The organism is Winogradskyella forsetii, assembly GCF_013394595.1.
Classification (GTDB): Bacteria; Bacteroidota; Bacteroidia; order Flavobacteriales; family Flavobacteriaceae; genus Winogradskyella; species Winogradskyella forsetii.
The window spans coordinates 1,899,776-1,921,001 of the sequence record NZ_CP053348.1; the positions used below are offsets into that span (position 1 = coordinate 1,899,776).

A 21,226-nucleotide genomic window follows, 5' to 3' on the forward strand; every position below is an offset into this window, starting at 1 on the left:
ATAAAAAACATTTGATATTTTTTTCATGTCTCTAATGTTTTTAAAGTCTTAAAAGATTCTTTAGATGTATTATGGTCTATCAAATAGCCAACAAATACAAAGAAAACGATTAAATTAGGTTGATTAATAACACTTTGCAGACTGACCATAAATATGTATAGTACAATCAAAATAGACATTCCAAAATATCGAATATGAGGACTTAAGGTTAGTGTTTTTAAGAAAAAATAACCTAGCATAAAAATAAAGAACAGAAAAGTAAATAAACCTGCATCGACCCATATAACAATATAAGTATTATGAACATGCTGGTCGATTGCAAAATCTACACCATTACCTAAAATTGGATTTTCGTATAGGTAATAAAGTGCCCGTTCTATCAAATTTGAACGTCCAGAACTATCCACGTCTTCGAGATTAAAAGTCAGTAGATTAATTATATTATTGACTTTTCCTGTTTGTGCAGCAGACAAGCCCAGACTATTAACTTGAGATTTAAGAGCAAAAATTGCGGTATAAAATAATGGAATTATAACGGCGATTAAAACTAGCTTGATACCTGTGAAAAACTTATGATTTATAAGAAAGAATACAATAGTGAATACGAATAAACCCGTTGTAGAATAGGTTAAAAATAAGCTATAGAACAAAGTAACTAAAACTAGTACTTTTATAAGTCTAAATAAAAACGTTTTTGGTTGGAATAATTGATTAAACAATATAAAAGCAAAAATACTAGTATAAGCGGCAGCATTCGGGTCTCCTGTTATACCGCCTGCACGATCCAATGCCCATCCATGTTCTTCTCCTGTATAGGCATTAATATTAAGTTTGATTAATATAATGGTAACAAAAGAAGATATAACGAAACAGGTTGTTATTACTTTAAAAAAAACTTTGAACTGTTCCGTATTACTTAAGAGAAAATAAAATCCTATAAAATATATGACGGGAACAAAGGTTGCAATTATAGAGGTTTGAAAACCAGAAACTCCTGATGCCAGTAAACCAAAACTATAATATAAAATATAGAAAATAAACCATAATTTATTAGTACTGGATAAGGACATTATATTTTGACGAAATAAAATAGTTCCAAGTATTAAAAGCATCAAATTTAAATAAGCGACTAACTGCGACGTACTTGGTGAAATAAATTGAGATATTAGGCCCTGTATATTAAGGCAACTAATCACCAGAGGTATATAAAAGCATATTATAATTATAATTTTATACATTAATTATTTAACTATGTTAGTAATTAAATTTTCGTAACGCTCCGAAATACTTGAAATGCTATATTTATTGAGTGAGTTAATACCATTTTCAGAAAGTCTATTTCTTAAACTCTCGCTATTTATAAGTTCTCTTAGACCTTCTTGCATTTTGGTCATGTTTTGATCTTCAATCAGTAAGCCATTCACATTATTTTCTATAATATCGGAAGGCCCAGTTTTACAATCGTAAGAAATACATGCCATTCCTTGGGACATAGCTTCTAATAATACCATAGGTAATCCCTCAAATCTTGAAGGCAATATAAAAATTGAAGATTGGTGCATGACCTTAGAGATATCCGTTATAAAACCAATGAATTCGACTTTATCTAATATATTATTATCCTTAGCCAATTGGGTTAAATGATTTAACCCTATATCCCCATCTCCAGTTCCAGCAATTTTTAATTTCCAATCGGGATTCTCTTTAAACACGGGAGCTATTAATTCAATTAAATTATCGAGCCCTTTATGATGGTAACGCGTTAAATTTCCAACCGCTAAAATTGATTTTTCCCGAACATGTGAATTATCTTTAATAGGAGAAAAGCTGCAAGGATTTGGCATAACATATGTTTTTACGCCATTTTTCTTATAAAAATCAATATCAAATGAAGTCAAAACAGTGACCGTATTAGCTAATCTGTAAACATACCTTTTAGTGAAATTTGAAATTCTCTTTCTTCCTTCCATAAATCGTAGATAGGAATTGTGTTCTTGCGCAATAATTTTTATCGAAAATAATTTAGCTACGGTTATAGCTAAAAGATTTGTGAGTGTAATATAAGATATAATTATGTCAGGTCTATTAGCTTTAATTTTATAATATTTAATTAGACCAGTAATATTTTTCAAAGTGTAATTCGTAATAATTCTTGGCGGATTTAACTTTATTCTATTGATAGATGGGTCAAGTGGATAATCTGTATCCATTTCATCATAAAAAGTTATAATAGAAATCTGGTGTGCTTTGTTCTTAGCTAAATGATTTGCGACCAATGCAACTACGCGTTCAGCTCCTCCGCTACTTAAAGCTGATATGATAAAATCTATTTTCATTATTTCAGTTTTACTAGGGTAAATATTCTTTTAGAAACATTTCTAAATCCAAGACTCGATATGTAAATAATAGGTGTATATGCTACAAACGCAATTACTAATATTTTGAAAGCATAAATGATTAAATTAAAGAGGTTTATGTCTCCCAAGATTAAGAATTTCTGAATTTCATAGCAAATATAAAATGGTAAAATCAACGACAATACTAAAATCAAAAATCTTTTCCAATAATGCCATAGGTTTTCCTTAAAGCCATGTTTATATAAAAAATAAGGTCTCCACAATAATATAACAATTGAAAATGCGATTGTTGTTCCCATAAGAATACCAGCAAGATCAAAATAATGAAGTAAGATTATGGACATCCCTAAATTTATAATGCTCTGTGCAACTGGTGCCCAAATATCTTGGTACAATCCATAGGCATCTTTGAAGTGATCTACAGGAACTCTAATTTGCATTATGAACATATTCAAAAGAAACAATATTAAGACATATTTACTTAAAATGTAGGTCTTATCGGATAACCAAACTAAAATAAAAGGTTCCGTTACAAAATAAAGAACTATTATGGCTAAACCACCTATATAAAATCGAAGCGCCATCATTTCCCAAAAAACTTTGTTAATATTCTTTTTGTCGTTCTCTGCTACTAAATTGCCTATTCCGGCAGCTGTACCCGCAAAAGCCGTATTTACTAATTGCAATAGTCTGCTAAATACTAACTCATAATTACCAAAAAAAGCTACCGTTTCAATACTTATAAAAACAAAAATCAATATTTGGTCTGTGCCACCTGTGACAAACGTTCCTAACTTGTGCAAAGAGATTTGCTTAACTTTTTTGATAATTTCAGGGTTGGTCTTTAAGATCGAATTTGTTGTCTTTTGATTGATCCCTAACCATGGATAAATTTGTTTTACTTTCCTTCTTAAAATATAACTATTAACTATATAGTATATCAATTCTAAGGTAATCCATCCATAAACACTTTGATAATAATACACTATGATGCATTGGAGTAAGATTTTTATCAAGTTTAAGGATTGTGAACTTGAAGTTATAACATAGTCCTTTTGATCCGCCTGAAGAAGAATAATATGGTAGTTGAAGAAAAAATTTAAACACATACCAAATAAGAATGTGTAATAGGTATAATAGACAACCGTTAACGGTGCATTAAGCGAATCAAATATAATAGGGAAAAAACATGAAATTACGACTCCAACAATTATGATAAATAGCCCTATTTTTTTGTATAGATGGCCAAATAGACTGATTAGTTCATTAATTTTATGATGTTCTTTATTGAAAATTGGTTTATAGAGACTAAAACCAACAGCCGCACCGATACCCAATTCTGCTAAATTCAAAAAGCCCAGAAAACTTCTCAGCGTGCCTGAAAGTCCCATGAATTCATCTCCTAAATTATCTAAAAACAATTTTCTCGAAACAAATTGTAGAATCAAAAACGTAAGATAGAAAAACATGCTAAACTTCATGTTTTTCAAGGCATGGTTTACTCTAGACATTTTGAAAAAGTTGAAATGTTTTACGCTGAATATTAATCCTTTCCTTATTTAGAGTCAGAAATATTTTGTACAGCAATGGTGGTAAAAACACAATGGCAAAACTATAAAACTGACTATTTTCTACTTTATAATGTTTTTTGATAGTATTTCGAATATTTTTACGATGTACACCGTTTTGATCGAGGTCAGTATTATAGTACAACGAATCATAATGATAAGTCAAAAACTTGCACAAATATTGTTTTGCTAAATCTTGTATGTCTTTACCGTAATGAGCTGTATGTTCCACAACATAAGCTCCTGCGTTTATAGAATTTAATTTTTTTATTGAATAATCACTTCTAATAATACTGGTCAGGTTTTGAATATTGTAAACATAAAATTGATTTTCAAAATAACCGATATTAGAAATTTCATTTAAAATATCAATGGTATAATAAACATCTTGATGCAAAATGCCTTCAATAAAAAATCGATCTTTTAGTATCGATTTATGGTATATTCTTCTCCAAACGGCAAATTCTGCATTACTAATTATTCTTCTTAAAGCTGAATGTCTGTCTTCAATTCTTGCATTTATTACGCTTTTTTCTGGTTCACCTGCTTCTACTAAATGAGAATGCGTAGAACTGGTCTCAACAACTTTTAAATCATTAGCGGTAGCGAATTTAATTAGTTCGTAAAACATATTTGGCTTTACCCAATCATCACTATCTACAAATCCAATAAAGTCGCCTTTGCTTTTTTTAAGTCCGTAATTTCTTGCAATACTAGACCCACCATTACTAATATGATAAACCCTGATGCGTTTGTCTTTTAACGCATACTTATCACATATACTACCGCTCAAATCTGTTGACCCGTCATTAACCAGAATGACTTCTATATTTTTATGTGTTTGTTGAATGAGGGATTCAATACATCGGTCTAGGTATGACTCAACATTATAAACAGGAACAATTATAGATATTAAAATGTTCATTTTTTCGATTTGGGTTAACATTACTTAATAACAGGCTAATACGCTAATTTTATCTAATAAAAAATAGATTTAAAAATATTGATTAATCAAATTATGATGTATAGACATTATTAAATATATCAGCTAAGTTGTTATTCGCAAATATTGATATTTTTTTTGAGTAACAGTAATAATCTTGACAAAGCATAGTTTTTTACGTTTAAATTCATTTTTTAGATATCAAAGATTTTAAACGTCGATAAAATACATAGTAATCCTGCCTAATCGCTTGTAAATAAGTAGTCATATATTGACATTCAACCATTTATTATATGTAATATTTTACTTTGATAAGTTAAATTTAATTTTCTATAGTCCAAATCTAAATCCAAGACGTAATTATAACTGTTAATCGGATATTTTTGCATTTGATTCCTTTTAAATATTTTAGGCGATATGTATTTCACTATTGCAATAATATAAAAAAGTAAGTAAATTATTGCATTAACGTACGCTTTATCGAATAATATTGATTTTAAACCTGTATTTATAATTTAATTTCTAGATTAGCCCTTAGAATATAATTGAGTAGCCCCAAGTTTCTCTAAAACTAATAACCCTTATGATTTTTTTTACTAAGCCTACTAACGCTTTTATAAAAGTAATTTTTGTTTTTTTATTATTTTTCTCAAATTTATCAATACAGGCTCAGCTGCCTGCATTTCCCAGCGCAAAAGGAGCTGGCGCCTACACAACAGGTGGTCGCGGAGGTATAGTTGTTCATGTAACTAACCTTAATGCAAGCGGGCCAGGTAGCTTAAAAGCGGCCTTGACAATGACTGTGCCTAGAACAATAGTGTTTGATGTAAGTGGGATTATTTCAATAGATAAATTACTTTATATAGGACCAGAGAGTGGCGATTTTACACTCGCTGGACAAACAGCCCCAGAAGGAGGAATCACAATTGCAGGAGGAAGAGTTTATTTTGCAGGTGTCACCAACTATATAATGCGTCATATTAGGTTTAAAGGTGGTTTTGAGGCAGATTGGGTACCTAATACAGGAGATAATTTAGGTTCAGCGTCTTTCTCAGCAGTCAGTGATATATATGAATCTATAATAGATCACTGTTCATTTGGTTTTGCTAAAACAATGCCTAATTGGGTTAAACAAGGTAGTCAAGTAGGACTTGTAGATAAAACGACAATTCATAGATGCTTTTTTTCTGAGACAGTCAAAGGTGCTTTAATAGGTCAGGATGTTGATAATACGCCTTACTACTTATCAGGAGACATGACATTCTCAAAGAATGTTTTTTATAATGTAAGATATAGAACTCCCAACATTACGGGTAATCATGGCCCAGGGAATTCATTTGATGTTATAAACAATTTAACGTGGCAAGCACAAGGTCGGATAACAAGATCATCTGGAGATACAAATATAAATCAGTTAAATAATGCGACATATCAAGGATCCTTGCCACTTGGAGATAAAAATTTAAATCTATATTCAGAGGGCTGGAATCCTAAGATATATACCAGTGGAAATATAATAAATGCTCCAAATATCCATAGTACGTTATCAAATACTCTTGATGAGATGAATGCTGATAACACTTTAACTTGGAAATACTTTGTTGGTTCAAATTATGGTGTACAATTACCAGAAAGTTTTTTTATGAGCACGCCTTATCCTATTAGAGGTATATCACAACCTATACTAGATGCAAGTGAATTGAGATTAACATTACCTAATGATGTTGGATGTAACGCAAGACTTAATGCGGATGGGAGTGTAAGTCCTAATTTAGATAGTTATGATGCTGAATATTTACAAAATATATTGAATAATGTCATGGTAACACCTATTGACAACTATTCACTTAATCCAATACCATCAGTAACCAGACCAGACAATTTTTACGCAAGTAACCCACACATCCCAGAAATTTGGTTTAATGCTAACGTACCCTCTGGTCAAAACCATAATGATATAGCTCCTAGCGGTTATACCTGGTTAGAAGAATATTTAAATCAAGTTGATAGTCCTACGAATTCTATTGGAGTTGAGAGTGTTGAAGTTACTCCGGCAACTGAGGATCTTGAAATAACAGACACACTGCAATTAGCTACTACTTTTCTTCCATCAAATGCCACCAATACAAATGGAGTATGGACGTCAAGTGATCCGTCTATAGCAACAGTGGACAATAACGGTTTAGTGACACCTGGTACTACCACAGGTCTTGTTACAATTACTTTTACGAGTGATTATGACCCTAATATCTCCAATTATTCCGAAATAACGGTTTTCGCTGAAGCGCTCGAGACGAGCGCAGGTATTGACCAACAGATTTGTGAAGGCGAAAGTGCCACCCTTGAAGCAAGTGGAGGTACAAACTATGTATGGAATAATGGAGAAACTACAGCTACTATCGAAGTAACGCCAGAGGTAACTACAACTTATACCGTAACAATTTCAGATGATTTCGGTCAATCTGAGGATGCTAGTGTTACAATCACGGTGAATGCCTTACCAATAGCATTGGCAGGTGAAGACCAATCGATATGTCAAGGTGAAACAGCTACTCTAACTGCAACCGGTGGCACGTCATATTTATGGAGTACAGGTGAAACTACTGCATCCATTGAGGTAAGTCCAACAGAAGAGACTATTTATAGTGTAGAAGTAAGTGATGATAACTGTTCTAGTACAGATGAAGTTGCCGTTTTTGTAAATCAAGCTCCCGAATTAGTAATAACTGAAGATCTAGTTATTGTAGAAGGTGAATCCGCATTACTTACGGCTAGCGGTAGTGACAATTACGAATGGAGTACCGGAGAAACCACATATTCTATTACTGTAAATCCAACTGCTACTGAAACATATACAGTTACTACATTAGGTATTGGCAATTGCTTAAGTACTGCCGAAGTTACAGTCACAGTAATTCCAGTAGTAATTGCCAATGCAGGTCAAGATGTTACTATTTGTAATGGTGAAACCGTTACATTGTCTGCTACAGGAGGCTCAACTTACACATGGAGTACAGGGGATGTAGATTCTGAACTGATTGTTAGTCCAACGGAAACTACGATATATACTGTTACCGTAGAAGATGACTATGGTTATACAGATACAGATGAAGTCACCATTTTTGTGAATGAAGCTCCAGAAATTACGATAACAGAAGACATTGTAATTGTTGAAGGTGAATCTGTGACACTTACAGCCACAGGTAGTGACAATTACGAATGGAACACAGGCGAGACTTCAGACTCTATTATAGTAAACCCATTGGTTACAACGACATTTACGGTTAGTACTATTGGCGTTAATGGTTGTTCTAGTACTGCTGAGGTTATTGTTACGGTAATTCCAGTTGTAGTCGCCAATGCTGGTGAAGATATAACTATCTGTAGTGGAGAAACGGTTACATTAAACGCTACAGGTGGCTCTACTTATTTATGGAATACAGGAGTTACAGATGCTGAACTAATAGTAAATCCAATTGAAACTACAACTTACGTTGTTACTGTTGAAGATGATTATGGGTATACGGCTACAGATGAGGTTATCGTTTTTGTTAATGAAACACCTAACATGACCGTAAACGATACCGTCTATGTAATGATAGGAAACTCAGCTACTCTTTCAGCAAATGGCGCAAGTTCGTATTCTTGGAGTACCGGTGAAACTACAGCTGAAATTTTAGTAAGTCCTGAAGTCACTACTACATATACCGTTGTTGGTGAGGGAGATAACGGTTGCCAAACTACTGCAGATATTATCGTAACTGTTGTAGATCAATTAAATGCAAATGCAGGGCAGGATGTTTCAATTTGCTTAGGAGACTCTGTGACTTTAAACGCTTCTGGAGGGGTCACTTACACTTGGAATACAGGCGGAACAGGTGCAACGCCAACTATGACACCTACTGAAACTACAACTTATACAGTTACCGTTGAAGATGGATTTGGTAATTCTGACTCGGATGAGGTGACGGTTACGGTTAACCCAGTTCCAACCGCTAATGCAGGTGAAGATCAAACGATTTGTCAAGGTGAAGCGGTTACATTGACTGCGTCTGCAGAAGGTGGTAATTCATACTTATGGAGTACAGGTGAAACAACGGCATCTATTACCGTAAATCCTACTGAGGATACAATTTATACAGTTGAAGTGTCTAATGATTTCTGTTCACATAATGATGATGTAACGGTCTTCACATTACCAACTCCAGAATTAATTGTAAGTGATGATATTGTAATTGTGAATGGTAATTCTGCAACTCTTGAAGTTTCAGGTGCTGACTCTTATTTATGGAATACAGGAGAGACTATAGGTTCTATAATAGTCAATCCAATAGAAACAACAACATACACCATCACAGGATTTTTAAATAATGGTTGTGAAAGTATGGCACAGGTTATTGTAACTGTAGTTCCTCAAGTGGTTGCCGATGCAGGTGATGATGTTACGATTTGTAATGGAGAAAGTATAACACTAAATGCTTTGGGAGGAGATAATTATTTATGGAATACTGGAGGTACAGAGGCGTCTCCAACTTTTAATCCAACCGAAACAACAACTTATACAGTTACAGTAAGCGATAATTTCGGAAATTCAGACTCGGATAGTGTTACTGTTACAGTAAATGAATTACCGAATATGACATTGAGCGAGGATATAACAATAATTGAAGGGGAAAATATAACTTTAACAGTGACTGGTGCAACTAATTATTTGTGGAATACAGGCGAAACTACCGATTCTATTGTTGTTAACCCTATGCAAACTACAACTTATAGTGTCACTGGTTATTCAGCTGAGAATTGTGAGATTACAGAAGAGGTTACCGTTACTGTAATCCCAGAAGTAATTGCAAATGCTGGTAATGACGTTGCAATTTGTACAGGGGAAAGTATAACTTTAAGTGCTTCTGGTGGTGGAGGAACAAATTACTCTTGGAGCACAGGAGAAACAAGTTCTTCAATAATATTAACCCCAACCGAAACTGCAACCTATACGGTTACAGTAAGCGATAATTTCGGAAACTCAGACTCGGATAGTGTTACTGTTACAGTAAATGAATTACCAAATATAACCTTGAGTGATGACATAACAATATTTGAAGGAGAGAGCACAAACTTAACCGTAAGTGGAGCAGCAACCTATCTTTGGAGTACAGGAGAAACTTTAAGCTCAATAGTTGTGAACCCAACGGAAACCACAACTTATAGTGTAACAGGATTTTCAGATAGCAATTGTGAAGTTACAGAAGAAGTAACAGTTACAGTAATACCAGAATTGAATGCTAATGCTGGTAACGATATTTCTATTTGTATAGGTGAGATTGTGACATTAAATGCTTCAGGAGGTACTAACTATTCTTGGGACACTGGAGAAATAGGGCCATCAATAACCTTGATACCTTCAATGACTACGACCTATACGGTTACGGTAAGTGATGATTTCGGAAACTCGGATTCAGATAGTGTTACGATCACGGTAAATGAATTACCAAATATAACGGTAAGTGAAGACATTACAATCTTTGAAGGAGAGAGTGCAAACTTAACGGTAAGTGGAGCAGAAACGTACTTTTGGAATACGGGAGATACAAGTAATTCAATTGTTGTGAGTCCTGCACAAACAACAAGCTATACGGTTACTGGTTATTCTGAAAGTGAGTGTGAATCTACAGTAGAAGTTACAGTTACTGTGATACCAGAAGTCTTAGCAAATGCTGGTGATGATGTTGTTATTTGTATTGGCGAAAGTGTAACATTGAACGCATCTGGTGGTATTAATTATTCGTGGAATACTGGGGCAACCAGTCCAGATTTAACATTGAGCCCAACAGCGACGACAACGTACACTGTTACAGTAAGTGATAATTTTGGAAACTCTGATTCAGATAGTGTTACTGTTACGGTAAATGAATTACCAAGCATAACGGTTAGTGAAGATATTACAATCGTAGAAGGGGAAAGCAATAATTTAAGCGTAAATGGAGCGGATACATACCTTTGGAATACTGGAGAAACTACAAGCTCTATTGTAGTCAGCCCACAAGAAAACACAACTTATACCGTTACAGGTTTTTCTACAAGTAATTGTGAAATTACAGAAGAAGTGATTGTAACAGTCATACCTGCACTTAACGCAAATGCTGGTAACGATGTTACTATTTGTTTTGGAGAGAGTGTGACCTTAAATGCATCTGGTGGTACAAACTACTCATGGAACACAGGAGAAACCAATGCATCTATAACGTTGAGCCCAACAGAAACTGCAACATACACCGTTACAGTAAGTGATGATTTCGGAAACTCGGATTCTGATAGTGTTACAGTTATTGTTAATGAAATACCTATTTTAAACGTGAGTGAAAACATTACAATAATTGAAGGAGAAAGCACAACTTTAAGTGTAAATGGTGCAGAGACTTATGTTTGGAATACTGGAGAGACTTCTAGTTCAATTGCAGTAAGTCCATTACAAACTACTACATACAATGTTACAGGTTTCACAAACTCATGTAGTAGTGAACTGGCGCAAATAACAGTAACAGTAATACCAATATTCTCCGTTTCTGCTGGCGTGGATGAATATGTATGTGACAACCAGACTTATGAAGTGGAGTTAACTGCTAGTGAAGGTGACACGTATTTGTGGAGTACAGGAGAAACAACCCAAAGTATTGTAGTTAGCCCATTATCTACGACGTTATATACAGTAACAGTAATTCTTGATGGGCAAGAAGCTTCTGATGATGTTACAGTTAATGTAGATCCGAGTCCTATTGTAGAGATAGCAAATGGAGAAAGTGTTGAAATATTAAATGGTGATTTTGTTACATTATCCGCTTCTGGGGCAAATACATATGAGTGGAATAATGGTGCAACACAACCCAATATTGCTGTAAGTCCATCTGTTACAACCACATATGAAGTTAGAGGATTTATAGGTGATTGTTATGACGAAAAACAGGTTACCGTAAATGTATTGCAACCTGTTTTGGCAAATGCGGGTGAAGATGTCCTTATCTGTTTAGATGAAACAACAACATTAACGGCATCTGGAGGAGATGAATATGTCTGGAGTACAGGTGAAACTACACAGTCTATTCAAGTATCTCCGCAAGAAACAACGGATTACGTTGTTACTGTATTCAATGCTATGGATTTTGATGAAGCCACTGTTAGAGTAGAGGTTGATTTAAATTGTAATGAACAAATTGCTGATCCAACAGGAATTCCTAAAGATTTTAAACTTAATGTATATCCTAATCCAGCTTCAGATATTGTTAATATTAAATATTCTGGTGTGTTGGTTGTTTCAGATGTACATATTTATAATGTGACAGGAAAGTTAGTTCAACGTACTAAAATACTTAATGAGAATATCAGTACAAGTTCAACAAAGCAAATAGATATTAGTTCGCTTCAATCTGGAGTTTACTTCGTAAAACTGATAGGTGAAGAAAAAGACATTACGGAGAAGTTACTCGTTAAATAAATCATTTTTATTATGAATAATCAAAAAAGCACCAATTTTAGAATTTGGTGCTTTTTTGCTTTATTAATCTTTAATTACAATAAGTTCTATCTAAAAATAACTAGGAGCCAATTAGGGCACGACCTATTTTTAATTTCATCAGTAAGTTTCCTAAAAACAATGAAATTCCCATTGAAAGTATAAAAGCCAATGATATAGCAAACACTATTGGCATTTTTTGCACAAAAAGAAAAGTGAAAAAAACCTTCAGTAATGGCTCATGGATTAAATAGAGATAATAACTATTATGATTTATATAAGATATTACGGGCTTAATTTTTGACACGAATTTGACATATTTTACGGTAACGATGTTTAAGAATCCATAAATGAAACACAATGCCAAAATACTTAAGACTAGAAGAAATTTGGAAATACCGAATAAAACATACTTATTTTCAAATACATTAATAGCATAAAAATAGATTCCAAAAAGAAATAAATGCATTAAAAACAAGACTAATACTTTTTCTTTTAAATAACCCAAAATTTCAGTAGAATACTTATTAAATAGATTGCCCATTTGAAAGAAAATAAAATACTTACAAACCAGAGCTAGAGGCTGAAGGTTTATGTAACTTAAGGGTAACACTAGCATATATAAAAAAACACCAAGAAGAATGCTAAAAATATAATGCTTGCAAAGAAAGTTTTCAAATTTATAATACAAAAGAAACATTACGAACATCATTAATAGAAACCATAAATGTCCAGCTCCAGTCCACATGTGGGATAAAAATGAAAGCATGGAGTCATAGTCCAATAAAAAATAAATGTAAATTGGAGCTAATATTAAATAGGGTACAATTAAACGTCGTGATTTTTTCTTAAAAAGTGTTTTGTAATCTGAATATTTACCGTAATTATTTCTCAGAAAATAGTAGATATAGCCAGAGATAAAAACAAAGAGCGGCATTGAAATAGTAGAAATATACTTTCCTAAGCAATCTGCAATAATGTTATATTCATAATATTTACTCACATCCCAACTTCTTCTAAAAGGTGAGAAGGAATGCCTTAGAACAACCAAAGTGATTCCAACTGCTCTTAGCAAATTCATGTGACTCAAATCTTTCTTTAGCATTTCTGGCTGTCTTTCGTAGGTTATAAAGTCATTAAATTATGATATTAGTTGGGCAAAGTAATTTAGAAACTAAGAGAATCTAGGTTCATAAAAAAAGCATAAGCGATTGGTATAATTAACCTAACTTAAAAGTCCAAATAACTTTTTTTGACTATGTTCTATTACTCGATAGGAAAAGGTTTAAAATAATTACTTCCCTATAGAAGAATATTCAAACCCTATAGCTGCCATTTCTTTTTGATCTAATATATTTCTACCATCAAAAATAAAGGCAGGTTTCTTCATATTGTCATATATTTTTTGCCAATCGTAGGTTTTGAACTCATCCCATTCTGTCATAATAGCTATGGCATGGGCATCTTTAATAGCTTCATACGGATTTTCAAAAGAAGTGACAAGTTCTTTATTTTCCTCTTTAGATCTTGTGTTAAGATAGTTAAGATCGGCTTGTACCTTTATATCGTTTACTTTTGGATCGTATACAGCAATATGAGCTTGTTCATTCAACAAATGATCTGCAACGTAAATCGCAGCAGATTCCCTGGTGTCATTGGTGTCCTTCTTAAAAGCCCAACCTAACATGGCAATTTTTTTACCAGAAACAGTATTGTATAATGTGCTTATTAGATTATCAGAAAAACGTTGTTTTTGATGATCGTTTAGAATAATAACTTGTTCCCAATAGTCGGCAACGGCATTAAGACCATAACTTCTAGCAATATAAACAAGATTCAAGATGTCTTTCTGAAAACAAGACCCACCAAAACCAATTGAAGCGTTTAAAAATTTTGGTCCAATTCTAGAATCCATACCAATTGCTTTAGCAACTTCGTTTACATTGGCTTCTGTATGTTCGCATAATTCAGAAATGGCATTTATCGAAGAAATCCTTTGTGCTAAAAACGCATTAGCAGTCAATTTTGACAATTCAGATGACCAAACATTGGTTCTCAAAATCCGTTCTTGTGGAACCCAACTTCCATAAACATTTGCCAAGCTTTCTATGGCTTCTTCTGATTCGCCTCCAATCAAAACACGATCTGGATTTAACAAATCTTGAATAGCTGTCCCTTCAGCTAAAAATTCTGGATTGGATAAAATGCTAAAATTAACATCACTTCCTGTATTGTGTAAAATACTTTTTATCGCTTGAGCCGTCCTCACAGGTAACGTAGATTTTTCTACTACAATTTTATCAGTTGTTGCAACCTCAGCAATGTTTCGAGCACATAATTCCACGTACTTCAAATCCGCAGCCATACCTTTACCTTTACCATAAGTTTTGGTCGGTGTATTAACCGAAATAAAAATCATTTCAGATTCTTGAATCGTTTTGTCTATTTCTGTTGAAAAAAACAGGTTTTTTCCTCTGGTTTGTTCAACAATTTCTGCCAAACCTGGTTCGTAAATAGGTAATTTTGAAACGTCTTTGTCGTTCCAAGCTGCGATGCGTTCTGCATTTATATCAACGATAGTAACTTTTATATTCGGATTCTTTTTTGCAATTACTGCCATTGTAGGTCCACCTACATAACCAGCTCCAATACAACAAATTTTTGTGATTTTCATTTTTTAAGTTTATAATGATTTGAGTCAAATTTTAAAATGTGCACAAATTTGACCTAATTAATTTAATTCAAATAATATTTTATACCAACGACCTCTTTTTACGATAAGTTTCATACCATTACGAAAAAAAGACACATCGTAAGGATTATCAGTTACTTGTAATAACCTTTAAACCAATCGATAAAGGATTTTACACCATGCTTTATAGAAGTATTAGGCCTATAATCGTAATCCTTTATTAATTCATCTACATTTGCCCAAGTGCGTTCCACATCACCTGGCTGCATTTCCATCATGTTTTTGGTTGCTACTTTATCTAGGTTTAGTTCAATTTCTTTTATAAAGTCTAATAATTTTACGGAGTTATTATTTCCAATGTTATAGACTTTATAAAGATTATTGGATTCTTTTCTCTTTGCCGGTGATTTTTCAATGATTCTAACGACACCTTCGACGATATCATCTATGTAAGTAAAATCACGTTCCATATTACCATGGTTAAACACTTTAATCGGTCTATCATTTACAATGGCGTCTGTAAATAAAAACATGGCCATATCTGGTCGTCCCCAAGGTCCGTAAACGGTGAAAAATCTAAGCCCAGTAGTAGGTATCTTAAAAAGATGACTATACGTATGAGCCATCAATTCATTACTCTTTTTAGTGGCTGCATACAAACTAATAGGGTGGTCCACATTGTCATCAGTTGAGAATGGTATTTTCTTGTTCATCCCATAAACACTAGAACTACTGGCATAGACCAGATGTTTAATAGCATTATTTCTGCAACATTCCAAAATATTTAAAAAGCCTACCAAGTTTGAATCTACATAAGTTTCAGGATTTTCCAAACTATAGCGAACTCCTGCTTGAGCGGCAAGATTGCAGACAATATCGAATTGTTCCTTTTTGAATAATTTTGGAAGTTCTTCTCGATTCTCAAGATTCATTCTAACAAAAGTGAAATCTTCTGATTTACCCTGACAAAGTACATTAAATTCAGAAGCTTCATTTTTGTCAACACCTAACTCATTTAGTCGCGCAAACTTTAAATCAATATCATAATAATCATTGATGTTATCTAAACCAACGACTTCATGACCTTTAGATAAAAGAACCTTCGAAACATAATATCCTATAAAACCCGCAGCTCCTGTTACTAATATTTTCATATTAAATGTTTTTTCTTTTTTCAGAAATAGTGTCCAAAGATGACTATTTTGATTGATACTTCTAAATTATACCGTCAACAATTTCAATTTATTAGATGTTTGTATAATTTATATCGAGGAGTGTCGCCATAGAATCACAATTCTTAACGATCAGTTCCATGTTTTGCTTTTTATAGCTATTATCTATATGATAAACTTTACATGAATCTAAATCGGTATTACTTTGGGAAAAATCTACATTTCCAAATTTTATCAAATTGGAAATCGTTAAACTGTCTAACTGATTATGATTAATAAATTCTGAAGCGTTCGTTGAATAATGCAAGGGTTTAGAGCTAATGTTTTTAACTGTTCTTGCATTGGGGCTGTAATCACAAGAGGCATCTTTCCCGTTAAGAAAAAACATGAGAAGGATTAAGCCAATTGCAAAGCCACCAAGATAGTAGCCTAAACGATGTATAAATTTCATAGTTAGAAAATCAATAAATTGGCATCGCTAAATTCTAAGCCAAACCATTCTGCAACAGATTTGTTAGTTAAAATGCCGTGGTAAAAATACAACCCATTTTTTAAACCACGATCAAATCGAAGTGCATTTTCTATGCCACCATGGTCTCCAATTTCCAAGAGGTATGGCGTGCAAAAATTGCTGATGGAAACCGAAGCGGTTCTTGAGTAGCGTGCAGGAATATTGGGAACACAGTAGTGCGTTACTCCATTATATTCAAAGGTAGGTTTGTCGTGTGTGGTAACTTCGCTGGTTTCAAAGCAGCCTCCCATATCAATACTCACATCTATAATTACCGAACCAGATTTCATATGGCTCATCATACTTTCGGTAACTACAATTGGCGCACGATTAGTTCCTCTTACGGCTCCTATTGCTACATCGCAGCGCTTTAGAGCTTTTAAAAGATTTTTGGGTTGCATTGTGGAAGTATAAATCGTACGCCCCAAATTATTTTGAAGTCGACGCAACTTTGTAATGGAACTATCAAATACTTTAACGTTGGCGCCTAAACCAATAGCAGACCTAGCGGCAAATTCGCCAACAGTACCAGCACCCAAAATTACAACTTCTGTAGGAGGCACACCATTAATATTGCCTAGCATTAAACCATTACCGCCATTAACGTTGGAAAGCAATTCTGAAGCAATTAATATGGAAGCTGTACCTGCAATTTCACTTAAAGAACTCACCGCAGGATATGCGCCATCGTCATCCTTTATATACTCAAAGGCTAAAGCGGTAATTCGCTTTTTGGCCAAAGCTTCAAAATAGGATTTATTTTGGGTTTTTATTTGAAGCGCAGAAATTAAAAGTGTTTGTGGGTTAATTAGTTTTATTTCATCTAAAGATGGTGGTTCTACTTTCAGAACAATAGGGCAGGAGTACACTTTTGCCTTATCCTTGGTGACTTCCGCACCAGCTTCACTATAATTTTTATCTTTGAAATTGGCGCCCTCACCAGCACCAGACTCAAATAAAACGCGGTGACCATTTGCCGTTAAAGCCGAAACCGCATCTGGTGTCAGGCAAATACGACGTTCTTGAAAATGGGCTTCTTTGGGAATCCCAATAAAGAGTTCTCCTTTCTGTTTAAGAATCTCTAAGGTTTCTTCTTGGGGTAATAATTGGGCTTTGGTAAATGGCGACAGCGATATGCTCATTGAAGTGGTTGACTTTGGTTTACCATTGCAATATAGCAAATTAGGCTATATAATTGGTATCATTAATCGAACTTCAAAGTATAAATAAATATTTAAGATTGATTGATAACTCTAAAAATACTGCTTAACCTTGCTCCAAAGACCTTTAGGCTTAATCATAAATTCTTCTTCCATTTCCTCTAATGTTTTATCCGCATTGTTAATTTGGTTAAACATTTTTGCTCTGATTAAATAGATTGAAGGAACTACTAAAACTAAAACGGGTAGTAATACTAGTATCTGGTTTTCATCAATATTTGTTTTTTCGACATTATACATTTGAATAATTTGATACGCATACATTATAATAGGAACTAGTAATGCATGATACCACCAATGTCTATTAGTAAAAAACCAAATTAAAATAAGTGCGAGGGGTACAATTTTTCCTGTGAAAACCCACATAGCATATTGTGCATCTTCCCAAAAATTACTGTCATACGTAAATAAAAAAGTGTTCCAAACTTTACCGCTTGGAACACTTTCATACAAAGAAAATAATAAAGGTGTAGAAGCAATAAAAGTAGAAATCAATGTTCCTACAATAGCTCTTCTACTAAGTTTTTTAGTGGCTTTTGATAAGCTTTCTTTTTCCTTTCTCAATTTGTGTTGTAGTTTGTCCATCTAAGTCAATAATGTTAGTAGCTTGTACAGTAAATAACATTCCTCCAAAGATGGCAATAGCTAGTACTAGATTTTTTTTAGTTTTCATAATTTAAGGGATTTAATTAATTAATTGAAACAAATGTAAGTGCATTATGGGCTGCTTACAAATGAGAAACTGTTAAAATCCAGTAAATTTAGAGGCATTCATTACGGTTTTTCCGTAATACTAGTGCTTTTTTGTAGGAATATTAATAAAATCTTGTTTAAAATTTCACTGTTTTAATGGCTGTTTTTTTGATTAAATGTTTCGTTTTTATAGTTAATTTGAGGGATCTTACATGGTCGTTCAAGTCAGTAATAGTAATAGTTTGCGAATCTTCCGGTAGGAGTTCTTCTACGCGCTCTGGCCATTCCATAAACAACCAATGGTTGCTGTCCAGATAATGTTCGATTCCAAAGTTATAAGCTTCATCTATGGATTCTAGTCTATAAAAATCAAAATGATAGACTTTATCGTCTGGTATAGCGTACTCATTTACTATTGAAAACGTTGGGCTAGTAGCAACATCGCTACTCCGCATTGCTTTTAATAATGCATTGATAAATGTGGTTTTTCCAGCGCCCATACTGCCATTAAAAAGTATGGTCTTAGTGTCCAAATGCTCCAACACACTGGCTGCAATGGCATCAATATCTTTTAAATGGTATGTGAACTCTATTGTTTTCAAAATTGGTCAACGTAGTTATCGGTACAAGATTAAGAAAAATAATTCAGATAACCTAAAAAAAAGTGTATTTCGTCGATTAATTATGCCGTTTAAGGATTTTTATCAACATTATGGTGTCGAACTTTAGTTTTTTTACAACCAATATAATGATCATATTTTCATGTTGTATTTATATAGGAATTAGAAATAAAAAAATTTTCGGCAGCCAAGCCGAAAATCTTTGCATATCGATTAGTGCCAATTAGTGAAATTCGTGTCTTTTTTGATTTAATCTGTGGAAAACTCTTCCTAACAAATTTTAGCCCAAAATCTTAAAATTTTCAATGAAATTTTTGTCTATGTTCCAATATCTAAAAGCAAAGCGGTCTAGTTCCTTTCCATGCCTACTTAGGTTCCATAACCACAAAAGGTATAACCATTTCTTCAAGGGAGACGCCTCCATGCTGATAGGTATTTCTATAGTAACTCACATAATGGTTGAAATTATTCGGATAGGCCAAAAACATATCGCCTTTAGCAAAAATAAAAGAGCTGCTCATATTTAATGAAGGTAAATGAATGGACTTAGGATCTTTAACTGCCAACACATCTTTATCCTGATAGGTAAGGCTTCGACCTGTTTTGTAACGTAGATTTAAACTGGTGTCTCTATCTCCAATAACTTTAGAAGGCGCTTTTACATTTATAGTACCATGATCGGTGGTCAATATAAGTTTGAATCCCAATTGTTGCGATAGCTGAATCATTTCCAATAATGGGGAATTCTTGAACCAACTTACAGTCAACGATCGATACGCCTTATCATTAGACGCCAATTCTTTTACGACTTCCATTTCTGTTTTGGAATGAGAGAGCATATCTACAAAATTATAGACAATTACATTAAGGTCATTGTCTTTTAATGACCTAAAATTTTCAACCAGCTTTTTACCCGATTTTAGATTGGTAATTTTATGATACTCATGTTTAATATGTCCTAATCCTAAACGTTTTAATTGCTCTTTCAAGAAATCACCTTCGTGCATGTTTTTTCCGCCATCGTCAGTATCGTTTTTCCAATACTGCGGAAATAAACTTTCCATATCTGCGGGCATCAAACCAGAGAAAATGGCATTTCTAGCATATTGTGTTGCCGTTGGTAAGATGCTGTAAAACGCTAATTCTGACGCTTTTTTATAGTAATTGTTAACAATAGGTTCAAACGCTTTCCACTGATCGTAACGCAGATTATCAATAACTACCAATAGTGTGGGTTGCTTATCGCTTAGTTCTGGTACAACTTTATCCTTAAACAATGTATGTGACATCACAGGTGCATCCGTGTTTGGTTGGAACCAGTCTTCGTAATTTTTCTCAATAAACTTACCGAATTGCATATTAGCTTCGGTTTTTTGGGATTCGAGAATGTCTGTCATTCCGACATCTTCAATGCCTTCAAGTTGTAATTCCCAGTAAATTAGTTTTTGATATAATTCGACCCATTCTTCATAAGAGTTAACCATGGACAAATCCATGGCAATCTTCCTGAATTCTTGTTGATAGTTAGAGGTCGTTTTTTCAGATACTAAACGCGAGTGGTCTAGATTCTTCTTCAAGCTCAATAAAATCTGATTCGGGTTTACGGGTTTTATCAAATAATCGGCAATCTTGTTACCAATGGCCTCTTCCATAATGTATTCCTCTTCACTTTTTGTAATCATCACAATAGGTAAATTGGCACGTCGCTCCTTAATTTCATTCAAAGTTTCCAGACCTGTGAGTCCAGGCATATTCTCATCTAAAAAGACAATATCGAAATTCGTATCCGTAATAATTTCTAAAGCTTCAGTACCACTTTGGCATTTGGTAACGTTATAACCTTTTTGCTCTAAAAAAATAATATGAGGCTTTAGTAAATCGATTTCATCGTCAACCCAGAGAATATTTATCATGTTATGGTATATTTGTTTATTAATTTTTGA

14 protein-coding genes are annotated in these 21,226 nt (G+C 33.6%); 1 reads left to right on the forward strand and 13 read right to left on the reverse strand.

Translation table 11 applies throughout. The features are described from left to right. Positions 1–23: 23 nt before the first annotated feature. From HM987_RS08275 to HM987_RS08290, 4 genes are all read right to left on the reverse strand, one after another. The gene (locus HM987_RS08275) at positions 24–1,112 is read right to left on the reverse strand and encodes an O-antigen ligase family protein (RefSeq protein ID WP_229724686.1); all 1,089 of its coding nucleotides are present in this window, start codon (positions 1,110–1,112) and stop codon (positions 24–26) included. Positions 1,113–1,241: 129 nt separating this feature from the next. Continuing rightward, positions 1,242–2,336, reverse strand: a complete 1,095-nt coding sequence (locus HM987_RS08280; RefSeq protein WP_179006922.1) for a glycosyltransferase family 4 protein — start codon at positions 2,334–2,336, stop codon at positions 1,242–1,244. Continuing rightward, entirely contained in the window at positions 2,336–3,868 is a 1,533-nt protein-coding gene (locus HM987_RS08285) for a polysaccharide biosynthesis protein (protein ID WP_179006923.1), read from the reverse strand. Before HM987_RS08285 ends, HM987_RS08280 begins: the two co-directional genes overlap by 1 nt. Then, complete coding sequence (locus HM987_RS08290; RefSeq protein WP_179006926.1) at positions 3,861–4,850, reverse strand: glycosyltransferase; 990 nt, start codon at positions 4,848–4,850, stop codon at positions 3,861–3,863. Before HM987_RS08290 ends, HM987_RS08285 begins: the two co-directional genes overlap by 8 nt. 601 nt (positions 4,851–5,451) lie before the next feature. Here HM987_RS08290 and HM987_RS08295 point away from each other — a divergent pair. Beyond that, entirely contained in the window at positions 5,452–12,357 is a 6,906-nt protein-coding gene (locus HM987_RS08295) for a T9SS type A sorting domain-containing protein (protein WP_179006928.1), read from the forward strand. Between the two features lie 100 nt (positions 12,358–12,457). On the opposite strand, the gene HM987_RS08300 is transcribed toward HM987_RS08295, so the two are convergent. The 9 genes from HM987_RS08300 to porX form a co-directional block, all read right to left on the reverse strand. Then, positions 12,458–13,480: an acyltransferase family protein gene (locus tag HM987_RS08300; RefSeq protein WP_179006930.1), complete on the reverse strand. Its 1,023-nt coding sequence runs from the start codon at positions 13,478–13,480 to the stop codon at positions 12,458–12,460. 189 nt (positions 13,481–13,669) lie between these two features. Further along, entirely contained in the window at positions 13,670–15,049 is a 1,380-nt protein-coding gene (locus HM987_RS08305) for a nucleotide sugar dehydrogenase (protein ID WP_179006932.1), read from the reverse strand. Between the two features lie 152 nt (positions 15,050–15,201). Continuing rightward, the gene (locus tag HM987_RS08310) at positions 15,202–16,221 is read right to left on the reverse strand and encodes an NAD-dependent epimerase (RefSeq protein WP_179006934.1); all 1,020 of its coding nucleotides are present in this window, start codon (positions 16,219–16,221) and stop codon (positions 15,202–15,204) included. 91 nt (positions 16,222–16,312) lie between these two features. Then, complete coding sequence (locus tag HM987_RS08315) at positions 16,313–16,690, reverse strand: hypothetical protein (RefSeq protein WP_179006936.1); 378 nt, start codon at positions 16,688–16,690, stop codon at positions 16,313–16,315. 2 nt (positions 16,691–16,692) lie between these two features. After that, on the reverse strand, positions 16,693–17,892 hold the full coding sequence (locus HM987_RS08320; RefSeq protein ID WP_179006938.1) for an alanine dehydrogenase: 1,200 nt from the start codon (positions 17,890–17,892) through the stop codon (positions 16,693–16,695). 111 nt (positions 17,893–18,003) lie between these two features. Continuing rightward, positions 18,004–18,534 (reverse strand): hypothetical protein, encoded by a 531-nt coding sequence (locus HM987_RS08325; RefSeq protein WP_229724651.1) that lies wholly within the window; start codon positions 18,532–18,534, stop codon positions 18,004–18,006. Next, positions 18,497–18,643 carry a hypothetical protein gene (locus HM987_RS08330; RefSeq protein WP_179006940.1) on the reverse strand — a complete coding sequence of 49 codons (147 nt, stop codon included), beginning with the start codon at positions 18,641–18,643 and terminating at the stop codon, positions 18,497–18,499. The genes HM987_RS08325 and HM987_RS08330 overlap by 38 nt, the downstream gene beginning before the upstream one ends. A gap of 157 nt (positions 18,644–18,800) precedes the next feature. Beyond that, positions 18,801–19,265, reverse strand: a complete 465-nt coding sequence (gene tsaE / locus HM987_RS08335) for a tRNA (adenosine(37)-N6)-threonylcarbamoyltransferase complex ATPase subunit type 1 TsaE (protein WP_229724653.1) — start codon at positions 19,263–19,265, stop codon at positions 18,801–18,803. Between the two features lie 383 nt (positions 19,266–19,648). Then, on the reverse strand, positions 19,649–21,196 hold the full coding sequence (gene porX / locus HM987_RS08340; RefSeq protein ID WP_179006942.1) for a T9SS response regulator signal transducer PorX: 1,548 nt from the start codon (positions 21,194–21,196) through the stop codon (positions 19,649–19,651). Between the last annotated feature and the right edge of the window lie 30 nt (positions 21,197–21,226).